Source organism: Mesorhizobium sp. M7A.F.Ce.TU.012.03.2.1 (assembly GCF_004006095.1).
Lineage (GTDB): Bacteria > Pseudomonadota > Alphaproteobacteria > Rhizobiales > Rhizobiaceae > Mesorhizobium.
This window is the reverse complement of record NZ_CP034779.1, coordinates 2,123,380-2,140,760: the sequence shown is the minus strand read 5'-3', so window position 1 is coordinate 2,140,760 and position 17,381 is coordinate 2,123,380. Positions and strand designations below refer to the sequence as shown.

The 17,381-nt window shown below is 59.3% G+C and carries 12 protein-coding genes and 2 pseudogenes; 1 reads left to right on the top strand and 13 read right to left on the bottom strand.

The features are described from left to right. Positions 1 to 94: 94 nt before the first annotated feature. The 7 genes and pseudogenes from EJ079_RS10325 to EJ079_RS10295 all read right to left on the bottom strand — a co-directional run bounded on the left by EJ079_RS10325 (position 95) and on the right by EJ079_RS10295 (position 8,965). Complete coding sequence (locus EJ079_RS10325) at positions 95 to 1,096, bottom strand: ABC transporter ATP-binding protein (protein WP_127383242.1); 1,002 nt, start codon at positions 1,094 to 1,096, stop codon at positions 95 to 97. Then, a complete protein-coding gene (locus EJ079_RS10320) occupies positions 1,089 to 2,096 on the bottom strand; it encodes an ABC transporter ATP-binding protein (RefSeq protein ID WP_127808937.1) in 1,008 nt (335 codons plus the stop codon). The genes EJ079_RS10325 and EJ079_RS10320 overlap by 8 nt, the downstream gene beginning before the upstream one ends. Then, a complete protein-coding gene (locus tag EJ079_RS10315) occupies positions 2,093 to 3,025 on the bottom strand; it encodes an ABC transporter permease (RefSeq protein WP_127808936.1) in 933 nt (310 codons plus the stop codon). Before EJ079_RS10315 ends, EJ079_RS10320 begins: the two co-directional genes overlap by 4 nt. After that, on the bottom strand, positions 3,025 to 4,023 hold the full coding sequence (locus EJ079_RS10310) for an ABC transporter permease (protein WP_127808935.1): 999 nt from the start codon (positions 4,021 to 4,023) through the stop codon (positions 3,025 to 3,027). Before EJ079_RS10310 ends, EJ079_RS10315 begins: the two co-directional genes overlap by 1 nt. 419 nt (positions 4,024 to 4,442) lie before the next feature. Continuing rightward, positions 4,443 to 5,798, bottom strand: a complete 1,356-nt coding sequence (locus EJ079_RS10305; protein ID WP_164781867.1) for a Glu/Leu/Phe/Val dehydrogenase — start codon at positions 5,796 to 5,798, stop codon at positions 4,443 to 4,445. A 272-nt stretch (positions 5,799 to 6,070) separates the two neighbouring features. Next, positions 6,071 to 7,473 (bottom strand): annotated as a pseudogene (locus EJ079_RS10300) (aspartate aminotransferase family protein). Between the two features lie 13 nt (positions 7,474 to 7,486). Beyond that, on the bottom strand, positions 7,487 to 8,965 hold the full coding sequence (locus EJ079_RS10295; RefSeq protein ID WP_127808934.1) for an NAD-dependent succinate-semialdehyde dehydrogenase: 1,479 nt from the start codon (positions 8,963 to 8,965) through the stop codon (positions 7,487 to 7,489). A 323-nt stretch (positions 8,966 to 9,288) separates the two neighbouring features. Between EJ079_RS10295 and EJ079_RS10290 the strand changes: the two genes are divergently transcribed. After that, positions 9,289 to 9,813: a leucine zipper domain-containing protein gene (locus EJ079_RS10290; protein WP_127383200.1), complete on the top strand. Its 525-nt coding sequence runs from the start codon at positions 9,289 to 9,291 to the stop codon at positions 9,811 to 9,813. Positions 9,814 to 10,644: 831 nt separating this feature from the next. Here the strand turns inward: EJ079_RS10290 and EJ079_RS10285 are convergent. From EJ079_RS10285 to EJ079_RS33815, 6 genes and pseudogenes are all read right to left on the bottom strand, one after another. After that, entirely contained in the window at positions 10,645 to 11,364 is a 720-nt protein-coding gene (locus EJ079_RS10285) for an aspartate/glutamate racemase family protein (protein ID WP_127383198.1), read from the bottom strand. A gap of 427 nt (positions 11,365 to 11,791) precedes the next feature. Continuing rightward, positions 11,792 to 12,541 carry a polysaccharide deacetylase family protein gene (locus tag EJ079_RS10280; protein ID WP_245481854.1) on the bottom strand — a complete coding sequence of 250 codons (750 nt, stop codon included), beginning with the start codon at positions 12,539 to 12,541 and terminating at the stop codon, positions 11,792 to 11,794. Between the two features lie 517 nt (positions 12,542 to 13,058). Next, positions 13,059 to 13,943 carry an ectoine/hydroxyectoine ABC transporter substrate-binding protein EhuB gene (gene ehuB / locus EJ079_RS10275; protein WP_245481853.1) on the bottom strand — a complete coding sequence of 295 codons (885 nt, stop codon included), beginning with the start codon at positions 13,941 to 13,943 and terminating at the stop codon, positions 13,059 to 13,061. 868 nt (positions 13,944 to 14,811) lie between these two features. Beyond that, entirely contained in the window at positions 14,812 to 14,970 is a 159-nt protein-coding gene (locus EJ079_RS10265) for a transposase (RefSeq protein WP_164781922.1), read from the bottom strand. A 1,029-nt stretch (positions 14,971 to 15,999) separates the two neighbouring features. Then, positions 16,000 to 16,666 (bottom strand): annotated as a pseudogene (locus tag EJ079_RS10260) (M20/M25/M40 family metallo-hydrolase). A 72-nt stretch (positions 16,667 to 16,738) separates the two neighbouring features. Then, positions 16,739 to 17,381 (bottom strand): M20/M25/M40 family metallo-hydrolase (locus EJ079_RS33815; RefSeq protein ID WP_245481852.1); only part of this gene is annotated, 643 nt, incomplete at its 5' end.

The window sequence follows — 17,381 nt, the reverse complement described above, 5'->3', positions numbered from 1 at the left end:
GCTTGACCTGAACACCAGCGCGCTCGTGCACGAACCGCCATTCGAGCTGCCCAGCCGAACAGACCGGGCACGCCTGAAAGGCTGCCTCGGCCCATCACTTCGCAAGCCAGCACGCGGACAAGTGCTGCGGCCCCACTTCGACGGCTGGCGGCTCCTCTTCTCGACAGCGGTCGATGGCCAGCGGGCAACGGGGATGAAAACGACACCCCTTCGGCACCCGCGCGGCACTTGGAACCTCGCCCTGCAGGGCCGGCAGCTCCCCGCGATCTGCGTGGCCGCCAATCTGCGGCGTCGCGCCACGCAAAGCGACCGTGTACGGATGGCGTGGGTTGAACGTGATCTCGTCGGCGCTACCGATCTCGACCAACCTTCCAAGATACAGGACCGCAATCCGGTCGGCGATCAACCAGGCGAGCGGCAGGTCATGGGTGATGAACAGCAGCGCCATGTTGTGCCTGTCGCGCAGGTCAACCAGAACCTGAAGTATCTGTGCACGTATCGAGACATCGAGCATCGACACAGGTTCGTCAGCGACGATGAGATCCGGCTTCACGGCAAGCGCTCCGGCAATCACAACCCGCTGACGCTGCCCGCCGGACAGCTCGTGTGGGAAGCGGGAAAAGAAATCACCGGGTGGATTGATCCCGGCGGAAGCAAGAGCTTCGCTCACCCGCTCTGCAAGCTGTTTGCCATTCTCGACCAGCCGTAGTGAACGCAGCGGCTCCGCCACGATATCGAACACGGTGTGTCGCGGATTAAGAGCCTGATAGGCGTCCTGGAAGATCATCTGTACGCGATGCCGGTAAGGACGCAGGGCCGAGGAGCCTCGCTCCGAGGTCATGTCGCGGCCATCGAACAGCAACCTGCCGCCTGTCGGCTGGGCAAGTTTGGTGATGACGCGGCCGACAGTCGTCTTGCCGCTTCCCGATTCCCCTACGAGAGCGACGATCTCACCCCGTCCCACGGTGAGGTCGATCCCGTCTACCGCGCGCACGGCGCCAGCAGGTCGGCCCAGGACACGGTCGAACACGCCGCCCTGTATAGGAAAATGGACCTGCAGGTTCTCCAGACGCAGGAAGTCGGCGGTATCAGTCATGAGCTGCGACCTTGTCTTCTTGCGAGGACCGGTGAAGGTGACAGGCCACGCGTCCCCGCCCGAATTTATCGAGAACGGGAACTTCGGTCGAGCAAACCCCCATAGCCGACGGGCAACGTGGGTGGAAAGCGCAGCCTGCGGGTCGGCTCCGCAAGTTAGGAGGATCACCGGGTATTGGCCGGATCATTTTTTTGCCGTTCTCCGGGTTCGGGATCGAGTCGATCAGCAGCCTGGTGTACGGGTGCTTAGGCTTGGCGAAGATCTCAGCGACAGTGCCGTCCTCGACGATCCGGCCCGCGTACATGATCATCACGCGATCACAAGTCTCGGCAACGACAGAAAGATCGTGGGTGATCAAAATGAGGGCAAGGTTAAGCCGCGATCGCAACTCAGCCAGCAGTTTGAGGATCTGAGCTTGTGTAATGACGTCCAGCGCCGTGGTGGGCTCATCACCGATGATGATTGAGGGGCGACACGCGAGCGCCATGGCAATCATCACCCTTTGGCGCATTCCGCCCGACAATTCGTGGGGATAGGCGGCGCCGCGATCCGCCGGAATGCCGACAAGTTCGAGCAGCTCCCTTGCCCGGCCGATCGCGTCAGCCTTCGGCATCCCGAGCTTCAGCATGCATGGCTCGGCGATCTGCTTGATGATGCGGTGAACGGGATTGAGCGCATTCATCGCGCCCTGAAAGACGACGGACGTCTCGCTCCAGCGATGTGGCCGCATCGCCGCATCATCGTCGATCGGCAGTCGCTGTCCGCGATAGCGGACCTCGCCCTGGCTTACCCGCGCGTTGGGCGATAGCAGACCGGCAATCGCCATTGCGGTCGTGGTCTTGCCACTGCCCGATTCACCGACGAGGGCGACGGCCTCTCCGGCTCGCAACGCGAAGCTTACGTCGTCGATTGCTCGCAATGAAATGCCCTTGAGCCTATAGTCGACAGAAAGCCGGTCGACCTCCAGCAGCGATGCCATGTCTCGGGAGGAGTTCGTCATGGAATTACCCGCCGCCGTGGATTGAACGTGTCGTCGAGGGCATTGCCAATCAGGACGAAGCTAAGCGAAACCGTAAGCGCGCACAGCCCGGGGGCGCCGAGATACCACCAGGCTCCAGCACTGGCCGCACCGGCGCGCTGGGCGAGCGCAAGCAAAGTGCCCCATGAAGGCTGCAACGGATCGCCAAGCCCAAGGAACGAGAGCGAGGTCTCGACATAAATTGCGCCGGCGACGACCAGGGCACCATTGGCTGCAATTTGCGGCACAAGATTGGGGAGGATGTGCCTTACCATGATGCTCAGATTGCTGCTGCCCGCAACGCGCGCACGATCGACGAATGTTCGCTCCTTAAGCGACATGGTCTGGCTGCGAACGATACGTGCGACGAAGGCCCAGCTTGTCAGGCCGATAACGACAATGATCACGAAAAGAGAAGGACGGAAGCCAAGGATATCTCGGCCCCGCCCCATCACCTCGAGAACCACGGGGGTGATAACCAGCGCCAGCACAAAGGAAGGGACGACGAAAAAGAAATCTGTTAAGCGCATCAGCCAGACGTCAACCCAGCCACCGAAGTAGCCCGCGGTCATTCCGACCGTCGCGCCGACGATGAGACTGATCACAGTCGCCAGCAGCGCGATCGTGAGCGATATCCGGGCACCATGGACGACCAGATTGAACACATCTCGCCCTACTTCGTCCGTCCCCAGCAGATGCTGGCTTGATGGTGGCGCGAGGAAATCGCCGGTTGCAGTCATCGCTGTCTGAAGCGGTCCCACCAAAATATTCGGTACCGCTGCCAGCACAAGAAAGAAGACCAGACATACGAGGCCCAGCTGAGCCCCGCCATGACCAAGAAATTGGCGCAGAAATCCTTTGATCGCTCGCGCTCGGCTGTGCCTGGAATATTGAACAGTACTTTCACTCATTACCGAACTCTTGGATCGAGAAGGCCGTAAGCAAGATCGGCTACGAGGTTCGCGATGACGATCGACGCACCAAGCAATAGGAATATGCCCTGAAGGACTGGGTAGTCCCGTGCATTGAGCGCCTCGACCGTCAGTCCGCCGATCCCCGGCCAGGCGAAGACAGCTTCGACAGTGATGGCACCGGCAACTACGTAGCCGAGATTGAGGGTGATTAAAGTTACGACCGGCAGCATTGCGTTGCGAAATGCATGCCGCATCAGCATCTGACCATTGGTCAGCCCTTTGGCCCGTGCCGTCACCATATAGTCCTCGGTGACTACGTCGCTCATTGCGGCACGAGCGACCACGACGTATTGACCGATCAGTCCAAGGGCCACCGCGGTGACCGGAAGCGCCAGATGCCGCAGGTAATCGAGCAATGAACCAAGGGAGCCGGTGATCGCGCCGGGAGAGTATGCACCGTAGCCCGGAAGCCAGCCCAATGACGTACTGAAGATCACCACCAAGAGCATCCCAAGCCAGAAAGATGGCGTCGAGTAGAGCGCCAGAGAGGCGCCAGTGGCGATATGGTCCACGGCTCCTCCCCTGCGCCAACCCGCATATAGACCAAGCATAACCCCGGATAGGATAGCGATGAATTGGGCTAGGCCGACCAGGGCAATGGTGGCCGGCAACCGCTCCAGGATCAGGTCAGCGACGCGCTGGCCCCTGAACTTAAAGCTGTAGCCGAAATCGCCACGGAGAGTTGCCGACAAGTAGTCGACCACCTGATCAGGGAACAGCGGCCGATCGAGGCCCCAGCTTTGGCGCTGCGCCTCGATTTGCTCAGGGGTCACGCTGATGCGTGCCCCACTAAGCAGAAGCGCGGAAGGATCGCCCGGAATGACTCTGAACAGGATAAAGTTGAGGATCGCCACCATCAGAAGCGTGACGACCGCCCTGACAAGGATGCTCCCAAGGCGCCGGCTCGTGCTGCCCGCCGCTACAGCGTTAGCCATCAAACTGGCCTAAGGCGATCAAACGGAAAGTAGCCCCACATCGACATTATATCCTCAGCCCCCCGCGATTTTCCGCTATCCTTGATGCCGGACGCTCAGTGCCCGCTTCGTAAATGTAGCAGCGTAAAATGGCCACTTACCGCTAATAATGCCCATCTGCGCAGAAAATCCGCGTTTTGCCCCGTCCACGCATATTTCCGGCGAGTTTCTAGTAAGGTCAGAGATTCCTCACAACGTACTCCACGGGATTAGTCAACACGCGCGGGAGCGTCGTTCTAAGGACGCGGAATGACTGCAGCCCCAGCAGGTCTGCGCGGCAATGGAAACCCCCCAGCATGCTAAAATGGGAAGAGACCGCTCCGCGTGGCAACAATGATGTCTTTTGATTTCTGACGACACTCGGTTGTGCTCGATGACGCTCAGATCCCTAAGGCCTCATAAGCGCCGGCGATCTGTCGAATGGACGCGACATAGGCGGCTGTCCTGTAGTCGCCGAGTTCCGGCTGCTCCTCAAGGAGCTCGGCGATACGTGCCCAAGTGCTCCGCATGACGTCCTCGAGGCCGGACCGAACCAGATCAATCTCGGCGCCTCCTTCAAGAAATTCATCACGCATATCGGCGGGAAACGTATTGCCTGTCATGCGCTCGAGCGCTGTGGCGATCGTCTGGTTACGTCGCTCTCGCCGCCGTCTTTCCATTAAGCCGAATGGAATGTGGGTCAGGTTCTTCACCCATTCAAAATAGCTCACCACAACCCCGCCCGCGTTGACATAAAGATCGGGGAGGATCGTCACGCCTCGGGAGCGCAGCACCTGATCGGCCTCGAAGGTGATCGGGCCATTAGCGGCTTCGACAATGAGATGCGCTTTGATGCGCTCGGCGTTGTCGATGTGAATGGCATTCTCCATCGCGGCGGGGATGAGGATGTCGCAGGGCTCTTCCAGGCCCGTCATGTCGCCCGCGAAAGATTTGGCGCCGGCAAAGCCGAGAATGCTGCCTGTACGCAACTGATGCTGCTTCAGCGCCTCGACGGGAAGACCTTCGGGGTTAGCGACATATCCGTCGCGTTCGGCAACGACCGTGACGCGCGCGCCATCTTCCTCGGAGAGGAATTTGGCAGCGTGGTAGCCGACATTGCCAAATCCCTGGACAATGACGGACGCTCCCTTGAGGTCCCGCCGTCCAACTATTCCCCCGGTACGCGGATCGCGGAGATAGCTCTGAATGGCGAATTGCACGCCCCTCCCCGTCGCTTCGGTCCGTCCCGCAATCCCACCCTTGGAGAGCGGCTTCCCCGTCACGCAGGCGCGCGCGTTGATCACATCCACAGGATTGGCCCTGCGGAACTCGTCTGCCATCCAGGCCATTTCCCGCTCGCTCGTGCCCACGTCCGGAGCCGGCACATTGAGGCCGGGACCGATCAGACCGCGCTTTGTGAGTTCCTGTGTGAAGCGCCGGGTGATGCGTTCGAGCTCTTGCGGAGCCCATTCGCGCGGGTCGATCTTGAGCGCGCCCTTCGAGCCTCCGAATGGCACATCGACTAGCGCGCATTTGAGCGTCATCAGCGCCGCGAGCGCCTCCACTTCCTCGGCATCGGCATCAAGCGCGAACCGGATACCGCCTTTGACTGGCTCGCAATGTTCGCTGTGCACCGAGCGCCAGCCGATGAAGCTGTACATGCGGCTGCGCAGTCTCACACCGAACCGCACCGTGTAGGTCGAGTTGCACTGGATGATTCGCTCGGCCAGCCCCTCGGGCAGATCGAGAAACTTCATCGCATGTCGGAAATTCTGGTCAACGCTCTGCACAAAGCTCGTGGGAGAGGCTTGCAGCAGAACCGCGCTCTCCCGGGTCATCGCCACGCGCGCTTCGCCCGCATGAAGTTCTGGTGGTGTCACGGCACGCAATTGAGATATCCTCTTTCAATTCACTGGGCGCCACGGCTTTGTAAAGCACTCGGCTAAGTGCCGTTGAGCGCGCAGGATCAATCAAACTGGCCTGCTTCCTGGTACTCACAGCCTGAGGGATTTTCGCCATCCATTTGTTTTTAGATGTTGTGCCCTTCCCGGACCAGCTCGTCCATGACCGCGCTCACCGCAGCTTCGGAAATGGAAACGATCTCATCGACTTCCTCCTTGGACGTAACTAGCGGAGGTGCAAAGCCCAGAATATCCCCATGCGGCATGGCTCGTGCGATAAGACCCCGATCGCGAGCAGCCTTGGAGATGCGCGCGCCGACCTTGAGACTTGGGTCGAACCGAACTTTCCTTTCCCGGTCGGCGACAAACTCAATCGCTCCCATAAGCCCGACCCCACGCACTTCACCGACGATGGGAAGCTGCGCAAAGGTCATCTTGAGTTGCCTTTGAAAATAGCCTCCGACTTCGCGCGCATTGCCTGGAAGGTTTTCTCGTTCAACTATATCGAGAACCGCGTTCGCAGCAGCGGCTCCGATCGGGTGACCGGAATAGGTGTAACCATGCGAGAATGCTCCGACGCGGTCGGCCCCTGCTTCAAGCACTTCATAGACCTTCTCGCCCACGATGGCACCGGACAGCGGGAAATACGCCGACGTGAGGCCTTTGGCGACGGTGATGAGATCAGGCTGAATCCCATAGTGCTGACAGCGGAACATCGAACCGGTACGGCCAAAGCCTGTAATCACTTCATCCGCGATCAACAGGACGTCGTGTTTTTCGAGGACTGACTGAATCGCCTCCCAGTAGCCAGCGGGAGGAGGTGTGATACCACCAGTCCTCAGGACTGGTTCTCCGATGAATGCACCCACGCTATCCGGCCCTTCCCGCTGGATGAGATAATCCAGCTCGGCCGCGCGACGCATTGAAAATTCCTGCTCTGGCTCACCTGGCTCAGCTCCCCAGTAGAAGTGGGGTACGCCGGTATGGAGAACTTGCGGCAGCGGAAGGTCCATGTGGTCATGATAGAAGCTCATTCCTGTCATCGAGCCGGACATGACACTGCAGCCATGATAGCCGCGCTCGCGCGATATGATCTTTTTCTTGTTCGGCTTGCCGCGAAGATTGTTGTAGTACCAGACGAGCTTGGCCTGCGTCTCGTTCGCGTCGGAGCCAGACATGCCGTAGAAGACTTGCTCATCTTGCCGGGCGCCATCTTCACTAGGCGGTCAGACAAAATTGCGAGTTCGTCGGTCGTGTGTGCGGCGTAGGAATGATAATAGGCGAGACGGTAAGCTTGGCGAGAAATCGCCTCAGCGATATCGGTGCGGCCATAGCCGACGTTAACGCAATAGAGGCCAGCGAATCCGTCGATGAGCTCGATGCCATGCGCATCCTTGATGCGGATGCCCTTGGCAGTCTCTACGATCGTCGGCTCACCAAGCTTGCCGGTAGCGAAATCCTTGAGCTGGGTGAATGGATGCAGGACGCTGCTTCTGTCCTTTTCGCCAATTTCCCTGATATTGATCGTCATTGGGCACATCCTCTCAAGCCGCAAGATTTCCAACGCACGTGTATTTTGGTTCCAGATACTCGGCGAGACCGTGCCTGGAGCCTTCCCGGCCAAGGCCGGACTGCTTCCACCCGCCGAACGGGATGGGCGCCCCAGTGAATTTTGAGGTGTTGACCGCAACCATGCCGTATTCGAGCCGGTCGGTGAGCCGCATCGCGCGGTTAAGGTCTCGAGTGTAAATATACGCGGCAAGCCCCATCTCCGAATTGTTGGCGCGTGCAAGCACCTCCTCTTCGTTGTCAAAAGGCAGGATCGCAGCCACAGGCCCGAAGGTCTCCTCTTTGGCGACCCGCATGTCGTCGGTCACATCGGCGAGCACGGTCGGCATCACGAAGTTCCCACCAAGAGGGTTATCCTTGGCCCCGGCTACCATTCGAGCCCCGGCCGAAAGGGCCTCGGAGATCTGCTGCCTGCATTTTTCGGCGACGGACGACCTGGTCATCGGACCAATGTCGATCCCAAGCTCCAATCCGTGCCCGACTTTCAGTTTTCTCGTGGCCTGGGCGAAATCTTCTACAAAACGATCATAGACTCGCAGCTGAACGTAAATCCTGTTCGCTGCCAGACAGTCCTGGCCGGATGTAGCGAACTTGGCTGCCATGCAGCCCGCGACCGCGGCTTCCATTGGCGCGTCATTGAAAAGGATGAAGGGAGCATTGCCGCCAAGTTCGAGTGAAGCTTTCTTCACAGTCCTTGCAGACTGCTCGAGCAGGATCCGGCCGACCTCGGTCGAGCCCGTAAAAGAGAATGCCCGCACGTCGGTATGCTCCAACAGCCGCTTGGCAAGTGGCGGAGCTTCGCCTGTGATCACCTGAAAGACGCCTGCGGGGATGCCCGCTTCCTCGGCAAGACGGGCAAGCGCAAGCGCCGAAAGAGGCGTTTCTGGGGCTGGCTTCACGATCATGGTGCAGCCAGCCGCCAGCGCGGCCCCAGCCTTTCTGGTAATCATCGCCGATGGAAAGTTCCATGGCGTGATAGCGACCGTCACTCCGATGGGCTGCATCTGTACGGTTAATCGACTTCCGGGCAGATGGCTGGGGATGGTTTCGCCGTAGGCCCGCTCGCCCTCCGCTGCAAACCAGTCAAGAAAGCTGGCGGCATAGGAAATTTCGCCGCGAGCCTCGGCGATCGGTTTGCCTTGCTCCGCGGTCATGATCACGGCCAGGTCTTCCGCGTTTTCGCGCATCCCGGTCGCCCACATCCGCAGGTATGCGCCCCGTTCTGAAGGAAGTTTGTCGCGCCATCTCAGGAATGCCGTTCTCGCGAAAAAGACCGCATCGTCCACATCTGCCATTTCGCAGGCTGCTACCTGAGCCAACTCTTCTCCGGTAGCAGGATCCACCACTGCGAGCGTTTCCGGCTTCGAGAGCCAAGTGCCATTAACATGAGAGCGTTTTTGCAGAAGGTCGGGCCGTCTGAGGCCCTCCAGTGCAGCGCTTGCGGTGCCTTCCATCTTTGACTCCAGGTCGAGCGTTCGATTACATCAAACTACCGGCCCAACAGCGGCGATCGACAGCGCAATTACAGACTTCAAAGCCCTTCTCCTGCAAAAATGGAAACGCCTCCGAATTTTTCCTTCGTTGAGACTGAAGTCCGGCCCTAATTCGAAAAACGGGACTGATGAAGAGAAAGCGATTTTGTAACCAACCGACCGGCGGTTCTGCGTGAGCAGGAGTCGGGAGCGCAGGTGTAGCCATGAGCTTTCCATAGGTTGTCCATCAGGTCCGGACCGGGAAAGCTGTGGTTGTCGAAGCTTCAGGGATTCTCGGAGGACCGATGAACATCCATAAGAATGCCCGGCTGACGCCACTCGGTCGAGAGCGAATTGTAAGGCAGGTCGAGAGCGGGCATACGCCGGAGGCCGTCGCCGAAGCCGCAGGCGTCTGGCCGCGGACGGTTCGCAAATGGGTCGACCGATATCGCCGCGAAGTTGGCCGGGATTGCAGGATCGCTCGTCTTGCCCTCATCGGCTGCGACGGCCGACGCCTGGGCCGATCATCGACACAATCGAACGTCTGCGACGCGAGAAGTGCTCCGGCGGAGGATTGCGGCGGAATCCACCGCTTCTACCAAATACTCGACGCGCTGGCCGACCCACCACCCCAACCACGCCGACGCCACGGATGGGCCGAGGATTACGATCCTCCCTCGATTCACCGAATCAACGCGGGGTGCACTCGGGCAACCGACACTGGATCGAAAGAACCGCCTTTTCGATCCGGGCTCGCCGACCTGCTGGGTAGCGCCTCGTGGAACCCGTCCAGTCGTAACCGGACGGCGAGGCCGACAGCCAGACGGTAGCGTGCGGCACGGAACCAACCTTGGTCGATCCGTAAAGCTGATCCTGCCAGGCGAACCCAGTACTGCTCAACACAGGCGGATCTTGTCAATCGATTGGTCGCTAGGCTATCAGACAGGTTATGGCGAACGACGGATGAACGAAGTCACGGACTACACCATGCCGAATTGGCCGGCGACGGTTCGATTGCGATCACGTTACTGTCACAACCGCGACGAGCCAAAGCCAAACGCGCGACTTTTCTTCAACAGTGGGGTGATTGGGATCAGCCCCCGAGCTGAAATGAGGGCGGCTGCTCCTGTCGTGAAAACGTGATCGATGTAAATCGCCACAAATCATCACGAAGGATGCCATGAAGTATTTTGCTGGGCTGGACGTCTCTATCCGTGCACCACGAGGCCGGACAGCCCTCACGTCACGAGCATAACCGCAGCCGTATGGATGCGATGGCCGTTGAACGTCGGCACCGAATAACAAAATAGCGGCGTCGTCGTCGCTTCTAAAACGTGGCGCTGCTCGGAAGCCAGACCTTCCGGTCGCGGCCTTGGCCGAGGGTGCGGCGCACTTGCCTTCTGGGCTTCCCACCTGCCGCTCGGCGACCGCAATTGCTCCAGTTCCTGTCGTGATCTCGTGCTCCACCCCAACTCGCCGCCGGCTCACATGCGCCGCGAAGTGGAACGGGCGGCAGAAAGCCGCCCCGAGCCGGATAGCCGTTCGGGCCGATTCGCCGGGCGGACCAACCACTGGCGGGAGGCACAGTGGGCCGCCAGCGCAACGCGATCGTCTAAAAGTCAGATTTGAACTCGACAAAGTTTCAACTGGGACTCCTGCTATTAAGACATCCCGATAGGATTTTCAATCGCATCGACACTCCAAAGCCGCCCGACCCCTTCGGTCCCTCGGTAACCACCGATCCGGCAGGCATGCCACACGGTCGCCTGGTTGGCGGTGATCACGGGCTTGTCGAGAGCACGCTCGAGCGCTGAGATGGCAGAGTATGTCACAAGGTTCGTACAAGCAAGGACGATGGCCTCAGCCTGAGGGACATCGACCTCGTTGGCGAGTCGCACAATACCCTCGGATTCGAGCTCGCCTATTCCTCCCTCCAGTCCAAGGCTGCGGCTGGACAGCGGCTCCAGCCCGGCTTCTGCGAGGTAGCGCACAAACTGTGCGGTTGTTTCCGGAAGATAAGGCGCACCAAGCGCAAGCTTGCGCACGCCTAGACTGCGGCAGGCAGCCACCAGGGCGCTGGACGTTGATGTCCCCGGTGCGTTAGCGGCGCGAGAAATCCTGTCGATGATTGAGCGATCACCTGCGTGCCCTTTTTCAAAGCTGGCCGAGGTGCATGCGTAAGCGATCGCCGCGGGTCCAATGGGCCGCAAGAGCTGCGCGGCTTGGTCAAGGTCGCCATCATTGACGAGCGTGGTGGCCGGGGTTTCTGGAAAAAATATCCTTGTCACGTGCATCGTCGCATGAGGCGGGGCGAACTGCCAGAACTCGCGGTCGTGAACTCCGTCGGAAGGGTAGAGTATGCCAATCCGCAAGTGGTCCATCTCAGTGCCCTCAGCCAATACTCGATCTCTTGTTAATCAGTAACCGTTTTCGCGAATGTAGTAGCAATACGGGCCGCCTTTGCGCAAATCACCACTGATGAACGCAGGACACCGGCGTTTTCTTGCCTCGTGCATAAAGAAGACGACTTGCTGCTGCGGATCGGAACTAAACTGGTCGGATAATCCAAATCATTTACCAAATTGGGGGTTAAGAGCCTTGAGCGACACGGCACGACGCCCCCGCTGGATGGCCGCCGAGAAGGTGGCCATCGTCAACGAAACCTACGAGCCAGGCGTCACGTCAGTCTGTTCGTCCGCCGGCACGGCATTGCTCCAGAACCAGCTCTTCCACTGCGAAAGTGGCCGCCCAAGGTGCCCTGACGGTCGCTGGACGTAACGTGGCGGTCGAAGGAGATGTTCTTTGACATTAATTTCGTCCATGCTTGGGCGTTTCACCAAAAACTGGTCGGGTTCCTCTTGCAGCAGGCCGGCGTTGCAGATTTTGCTTGCATGTGTTCAGAGGCATGAGGCCGCATGCTTCGCTACCTGATGATGAGTGGGCGAACCAAACGTCGCCTTTTGCTTTAGCGCATCGAACTAGTTCTTCTGCGATCCAGACCCTTGAGCGATATCCGATCACGTGCGGAGTTAGCTGGAATAATTCGGCGTCTTGATACGCCCCTTCAAACTCTCGAATGAATACAGATAGTATCGCGTCGAGAGACATGTTTGGTCGCAACGAATCATCAGGACTCATCCAAAGATCAGTTGCATCGTCTCGAATCCACTCTACTGGTAACTCAATGACTCCTGTTGGTTTTTCGTCTTCCAGAAACTCATAGCAACTATCATAGGCCATAAGTGATGTGTCGTATGTCAATCGCCTCTCAAGTATAATTTGGAGAGTGCGTCGGAATAGTCCCACGATGGAGTTCGGATCCGTCGGGCGTTTTGAAGCGATTTTTTCAAGGACGTCGGCGCTCCTCATCATCAAAGAACGCTCGCTCTCCACGCTCAGTTCGGAGTTCAGCTCATGTATCCAGCCGTGCATCCCGATTTCATGGCCTCCACCGACAACCGCGCGTTGCTCGTCTGGATACAGTTGAGCGATTACAGCGGGAATGAAAAAGCTCGCTGGTACGTCGAATTTTCTTAGGAGCTCCAAAACCCGAGGCATCTCCCGTCGGCTCCCGTATTGACCCCAGGATAATCTACACAGGGACTGCCCTCCCCTGCGCAATTCGTTCGACTCGTGATCGACGTCGAACGAGATAGCGAAGGCACAGCGTTTGCCGTCGGGCCACGTTGGTCTTAGTGCCTTGCCCGCTCCGACTTTGTTTACGCGCCGCCGCCATGGCTTTCAGACCATTCCCAGGGATTGACTACGGTTGAATTGGGCACTTGGCTGCTCCTGAACGGTATCCCCATCGACGTTCCGCGGAACAATTCGATATATCCCAACCAGCGTGGCGGCCAACGGGGCGAGACCCGGATCAGGCCGACAATCAGCCCTGCACGATCGCCGCGAGAGATGCCCCGAGGGTCACGATCAGGGTGATCGCAACGCCTCTAGCCAGCCGCGGACGCTGAAGCCGAGCGCGAGTTCCTTCACGTCTGTGCCCTCCCGCTGGACGCCCCCCCCGGCGTCAAGCCGGGGAGGCGAGTGAGGTTCATGAACGTGAATTCCGCCAGATCTAGTCCTTGCAGAGTTCCGCTGTCGTGGTACCGTCCGGCAGGTTGGTTTTGCCGTAGCCATATTTGCCGACCATCTCCATCATCTCGTCGGAGCCGATATAATCCTTCAGCGCGGCGTTGAAGGCATCGACTTCCGCCTGCTGGTTGGGTAGGAAGGCGAGGCCGGGATAACCGGAGGGGGAGGACGAGGTGTATGGATCGGCCAGCTCGATGCTGTCGTCCTCGTCGGCAAATTTCTTCAAAGTGAAGTAGTCGCCGCCGCCACTGGCGGCGCGTCCAGCCTTCACAGCCTGGACAACCTCCGCCGCTCCCGCGACCTGCATGACCTTGTCGTCGGCGATGCCGACTTTTTTCGCGATGTTCACCGCATTCCAGCCGGCGGCGGTGACAAACATGAGGCCCTTGTCGCGCACGTCCTGGTAGGAGTGCAGTTCTTCCGGGTTGCCCGTCGGCACGACTAGCGCGTCGCTGAAGGCGCCGAGCGGTTCGGTGAACAGCACATTGCGGCAGCGCTCGGGCAGGATGAACATGCCACCCGTGATGATGTCGAAGCGACCGGCCTGCAGGCCAGGGATCAGCGAGCCCCATTCGGTGACGATCGGCTCGACCTTGGTCGTGCCCAGCCTCTTCAGAATGTCGATCGTCATCGCATTGACGAAACCGAGCGGCTCGTTGTTCTCGCCGGGATAGGCCCAGGGAATCTCGTTGGAGAAGCCGATCCGGATTGCCTTTGCGTTCTTGATCTTATCGAGCAGCGACTGCGCCGAAGCCGAACCGGCAAACGAGGCCATTGCCATCGCCGCCATGCCGAGCGCAGCCATTCCCCTCAGGATTGCACGCCTCAAGGGATCGTTCCTGTTTTCATTGTGTTTCCACTTTTGCATCGTAGTTCCTCCCAGCTCACGTTTGTTTGACCGCTTGTCACCCGAAAATGGACGTGAATGCGTTCACATCAGTTGTGATGCGGCGGTTCCTCTCGTCAAGTTGGCTTCAAACTCGCGCTTTGATACCCCCGGGACCTTTTAGCTAGCCAATCGCTGATAGGAGACCGGAACGCTTAGTGCCCGCTTCGTGAATGTAGCAGCGTCAGGTGGGCGTTTTCCGCCAATTATACTCCATGGACGCAGGAAGTCGGCGTTCTCTCGCGACCTGCGCATATAGCCAAACCACTTTTAATGGAGAGGGATTGTCCTCGCTCAACGAGGCTTCGACAGCGCAACCGAGGCGCGAAGCAGGTGCTCGCGCACTGCGGATAAGCTCCGCAAGCTCAACGGCCGGCATAAAGCCAATGCTCTCAGCGGACTGGCCGCACCAGCTTCGCGCCTAATCCGGCCTGAACACCACCCGCGTCTGGCCTGCCAAACCCCAGACCCGTCCCCCCAAACGATCTTCACCTGTCGGTGCGTCGGAAGACCTAAAGCGCGCCGTTGGACTTGTCCGAGCCAGCATCGCGCACCAGTGCCAGAAGGGCCGTCGGGACCTTTTCTAAAATCGACCGGATGGCTGGCGACAAACACCTGCACGCTGGCCAGGATCATGCCTGGCCGACCGCGCGATCCTGGCCAAATCATCCTGGCCGACATCGGCGCCAGCCCGAATGACCACATCGCCCAAACAGATCTCCACCGTTGAAGACGCCGCTTGGCTGACCTCGACAAAGCCAAGCCGACCCGCATCCCGCTGCGGCGTGACCGCACCGCTCTTGATCGCCTTGCGCCGCCAGCCGAACAGCTGCGAGGTCGCCATTCCAGCCTATCGCGCGATCGCCGACACATTCGCGCCCGGCTTCAGCGTCGCCTTGATCAGCCGTGCCTTTGCTTGCGCCGACCAGCGCCTGCGCGCACGCTGCGGGCTTGCCTCCAGCCGGTTCGGAACTGCCTCAAGAATATGGAAACTTCTATCATCAGACATAGGCGCAGACCCAGACATTGACACTGCAAGCTCCTCGGCCCCTTCAGTGTCATCATCTCTCGCCCATCATCTCATGCCACGGCAGATGGGATGCGTTCAGCGCTTTCGGCTTCTGAGAGGTAGCGCTCAAACTGCGCGGCTGTTTCCCGAAGATAAGGCGCACCAGAGCAGGCTTGCGCACGCCCAAAGCGCGGCATGCAGCGACGACCCCGCTGGAGGTTGAGGTCGCCGGTGCATTGGTGCCAAGGGCGATACTGTCAATGATCGAGCGGTGACCTGCATGCCCCTCTTACAAAGCTGGTCGAGGTGCACGCGAAGCGATCGCGGCAGGCTTGATCGGCCGCAAAGCCTGCGCGGCTTAGTCAAGGTCGCTGTCGTCGACAAGCGCCGCGAAGCATCTCAAGGGCCGGAAAACGTGCCTTATCACGTGCATCGTCGCGTGAGGAGGGGCGAGACTGCCAGAACTAGCGGTGGTTGCGGCCCGTCGGAAGGGTAGATAATGCCAATTCGCAATTGATTCATTTCAGTCCACGTTCCAGCCAACGTCTATACCAGAGTGATCAGTGCCGCTTCGTGAAGGTAGCAAGTCAAATGGGATGGTTGCACCGAATAATCCGCTATGTACGCAGGCCACCCGCGTTTTATGGTTGCCCGCGCATACTAGCCGATGTGTTGCCGGTGTAGAGTGGGAGACACGTTGCTCAGCAAGCCATTCTCGCCGTTGCGGTGCTCCGAGGCCCCGCGTATTCGCTACCTCGCTTCCAGCACGGCACTGAGGAACTGCCATGCGTTCACGTGACTCATGATGCGGCGGTGCCCCTCGTCCTGCGGGTTCAAATCGCGCCTCGATACGACTGGGACTTTCCAGCCCATCCTTGATATTGGGATCCCACCCCGCTCAATGCCGCCTCGTGAATGTAGCAGCGTCAGTTGGGCGATTTGCGCAAATTGTCTTCTATAAACGCAGGTAATCGGCGTATTCTGGCGATCGGCGCATCCAGCCGATGATTTTCTGTGGTCGCGAACACCTCAAACCTTGAGCGTCTTCTCTACGAGCTTGATCCAGAAGGATGTCCCGTACGGAATTGCCTCGTCGTTGAAATCATAGGCCGCGTGATGCAAGCCGGCGCTGTCGCCATTCCCGCACCAGACGAAGGCACCCGGTCGCGCCTTCGCCATGTAGGAGAAATCTTCCCCTCCTAATACCGGAGGGGTCTCGTGCACATTGTCTTCACCAGCCACGTCCTTCGCCGCCCTGATCGCAAGCTCGGTCGGCGCGGCATGATTAAAAACGACGGCATCGCTGCTCTCGATCGTAAGATCTATCTTGGCGCCGGTGACCCGGGCGATGCCGGCGACCACCTCGCCGATGCGTTTCTTGACAAGCTGACGCACCTCGGGCGTCAGCGTGCGCATGCTGCCTCGCAGCTCTGCTGTCTGCGAAATTACTCTCTGCGTGGTGCCGGAATGGAATTCGTGGAACGAAAGCCCCGCCGATTCCAAGGGATCGACGTTCTGGGCTAAGACTTGCTGCAATGCCGGTCACGACCTCGTCGCAGCCAAATTCGCGCAGGCGCTCGGCGACGAAGGCCGAAGTGCGGTGTTCATCAAAGCCCAGTTCGGGATGTGCGTGGATGTCGCGGCGATAGGCCACGATGTCAGGGAGGAGGTCGGCGACGCGATTGAGCACGGGCATGGGAGTTTCCTTCGTAGGAGAGGGGAAGCTCATTTGGCCAAGACGAGACCACTGGCCTATCTCGCGAACACCTCAAGCCTTGAGCGTGTTCTCCACGAGCTTGATCCAGAACGAAGTCCCGTACGGAATCGCCTCGTCGTTGAAATCATAGGCGGCGTGATGTAGTTGGGCGCTGTCGCCATTCCCGAAAATGACGTATGCACCCGGTCGCGCCTCCGCCATGAAGGAGAAATCTTCCCCTCCTAATACCGGAGGGGTCTCGTGCACATTGTCTTCACCAGCCACGTCCTTCGCCGCCCTGATCGCAAGCTCGGTCGGCGCGNAGGAGAAATCTTCCCCTCCTAATACCGGAGGGGTCTCGTGCACATTGTCTTCACCAGCCACGTCCTTCGCCGCCCTGATCGCAAGCTCGGTCGGCGCGGCATGATTAAAAACGACGGCATCGCTGCTCTCGATCGTAAGATCTATCTTGGCGCCGGTGACCYGGGCGATGCCGGCGACCACCTCGCCGATGCGTTTCTTGACAAGCTGACGCACCTCGGGCKTCAGCGTGCGCATGCTGCCTCGCAGCTCTGCTGTCTGCGRAAYTACTCTCTGCGTGGTGCCGGAATGGAATTCGTGGAACGAAAGCCCCGCCGATTCCAAGGGATCGACGTTCTGGGCTAAGACTTGCTGCAGGGCCGTGACAAGCTGAGCGCCCACTAATATCGAGTCG

Coding starts and splice junctions, on each gene's coding strand:
- ehuB (WP_245481853.1), bottom strand. CDS start 13,943: ATGCAAAAGTGGAAACACAATGAAAACAGGAACGATCCCTTGAGGCGT.
- EJ079_RS10265 (WP_164781922.1), bottom strand. CDS start 14,970: ATGTCTGATGATAGAAGTTTCCATATTCTTGAGGCAGTTCCGAACCGG.
- EJ079_RS10290 (WP_127383200.1), top strand. CDS start 9,289: ATGAACATCCATAAGAATGCCCGGCTGACGCCACTCGGTCGAGAGCGA.
- EJ079_RS10325 (WP_127383242.1), bottom strand. CDS start 1,096: ATGACTGATACCGCCGACTTCCTGCGTCTGGAGAACCTGCAGGTCCAT.
- EJ079_RS10305 (WP_164781867.1), bottom strand. CDS start 5,798: ATGAAGTTTCTCGATCTGCCCGAGGGGCTGGCCGAGCGAATCATCCAG.
- EJ079_RS10315 (WP_127808936.1), bottom strand. CDS start 3,025: ATGAGTGAAAGTACTGTTCAATATTCCAGGCACAGCCGAGCGCGAGCG.
- EJ079_RS10295 (WP_127808934.1), bottom strand. CDS start 8,965: ATGGAAGGCACCGCAAGCGCTGCACTGGAGGGCCTCAGACGGCCCGAC.
- EJ079_RS10310 (WP_127808935.1), bottom strand. CDS start 4,023: ATGGCTAACGCTGTAGCGGCGGGCAGCACGAGCCGGCGCCTTGGGAGC.
- EJ079_RS10280 (WP_245481854.1), bottom strand. CDS start 12,541: ATGCCTCGGGTTTTGGAGCTCCTAAGAAAATTCGACGTACCAGCGAGC.
- EJ079_RS10320 (WP_127808937.1), bottom strand. CDS start 2,096: ATGACGAACTCCTCCCGAGACATGGCATCGCTGCTGGAGGTCGACCGG.
- EJ079_RS10285 (WP_127383198.1), bottom strand. CDS start 11,364: ATGGACCACTTGCGGATTGGCATACTCTACCCTTCCGACGGAGTTCAC.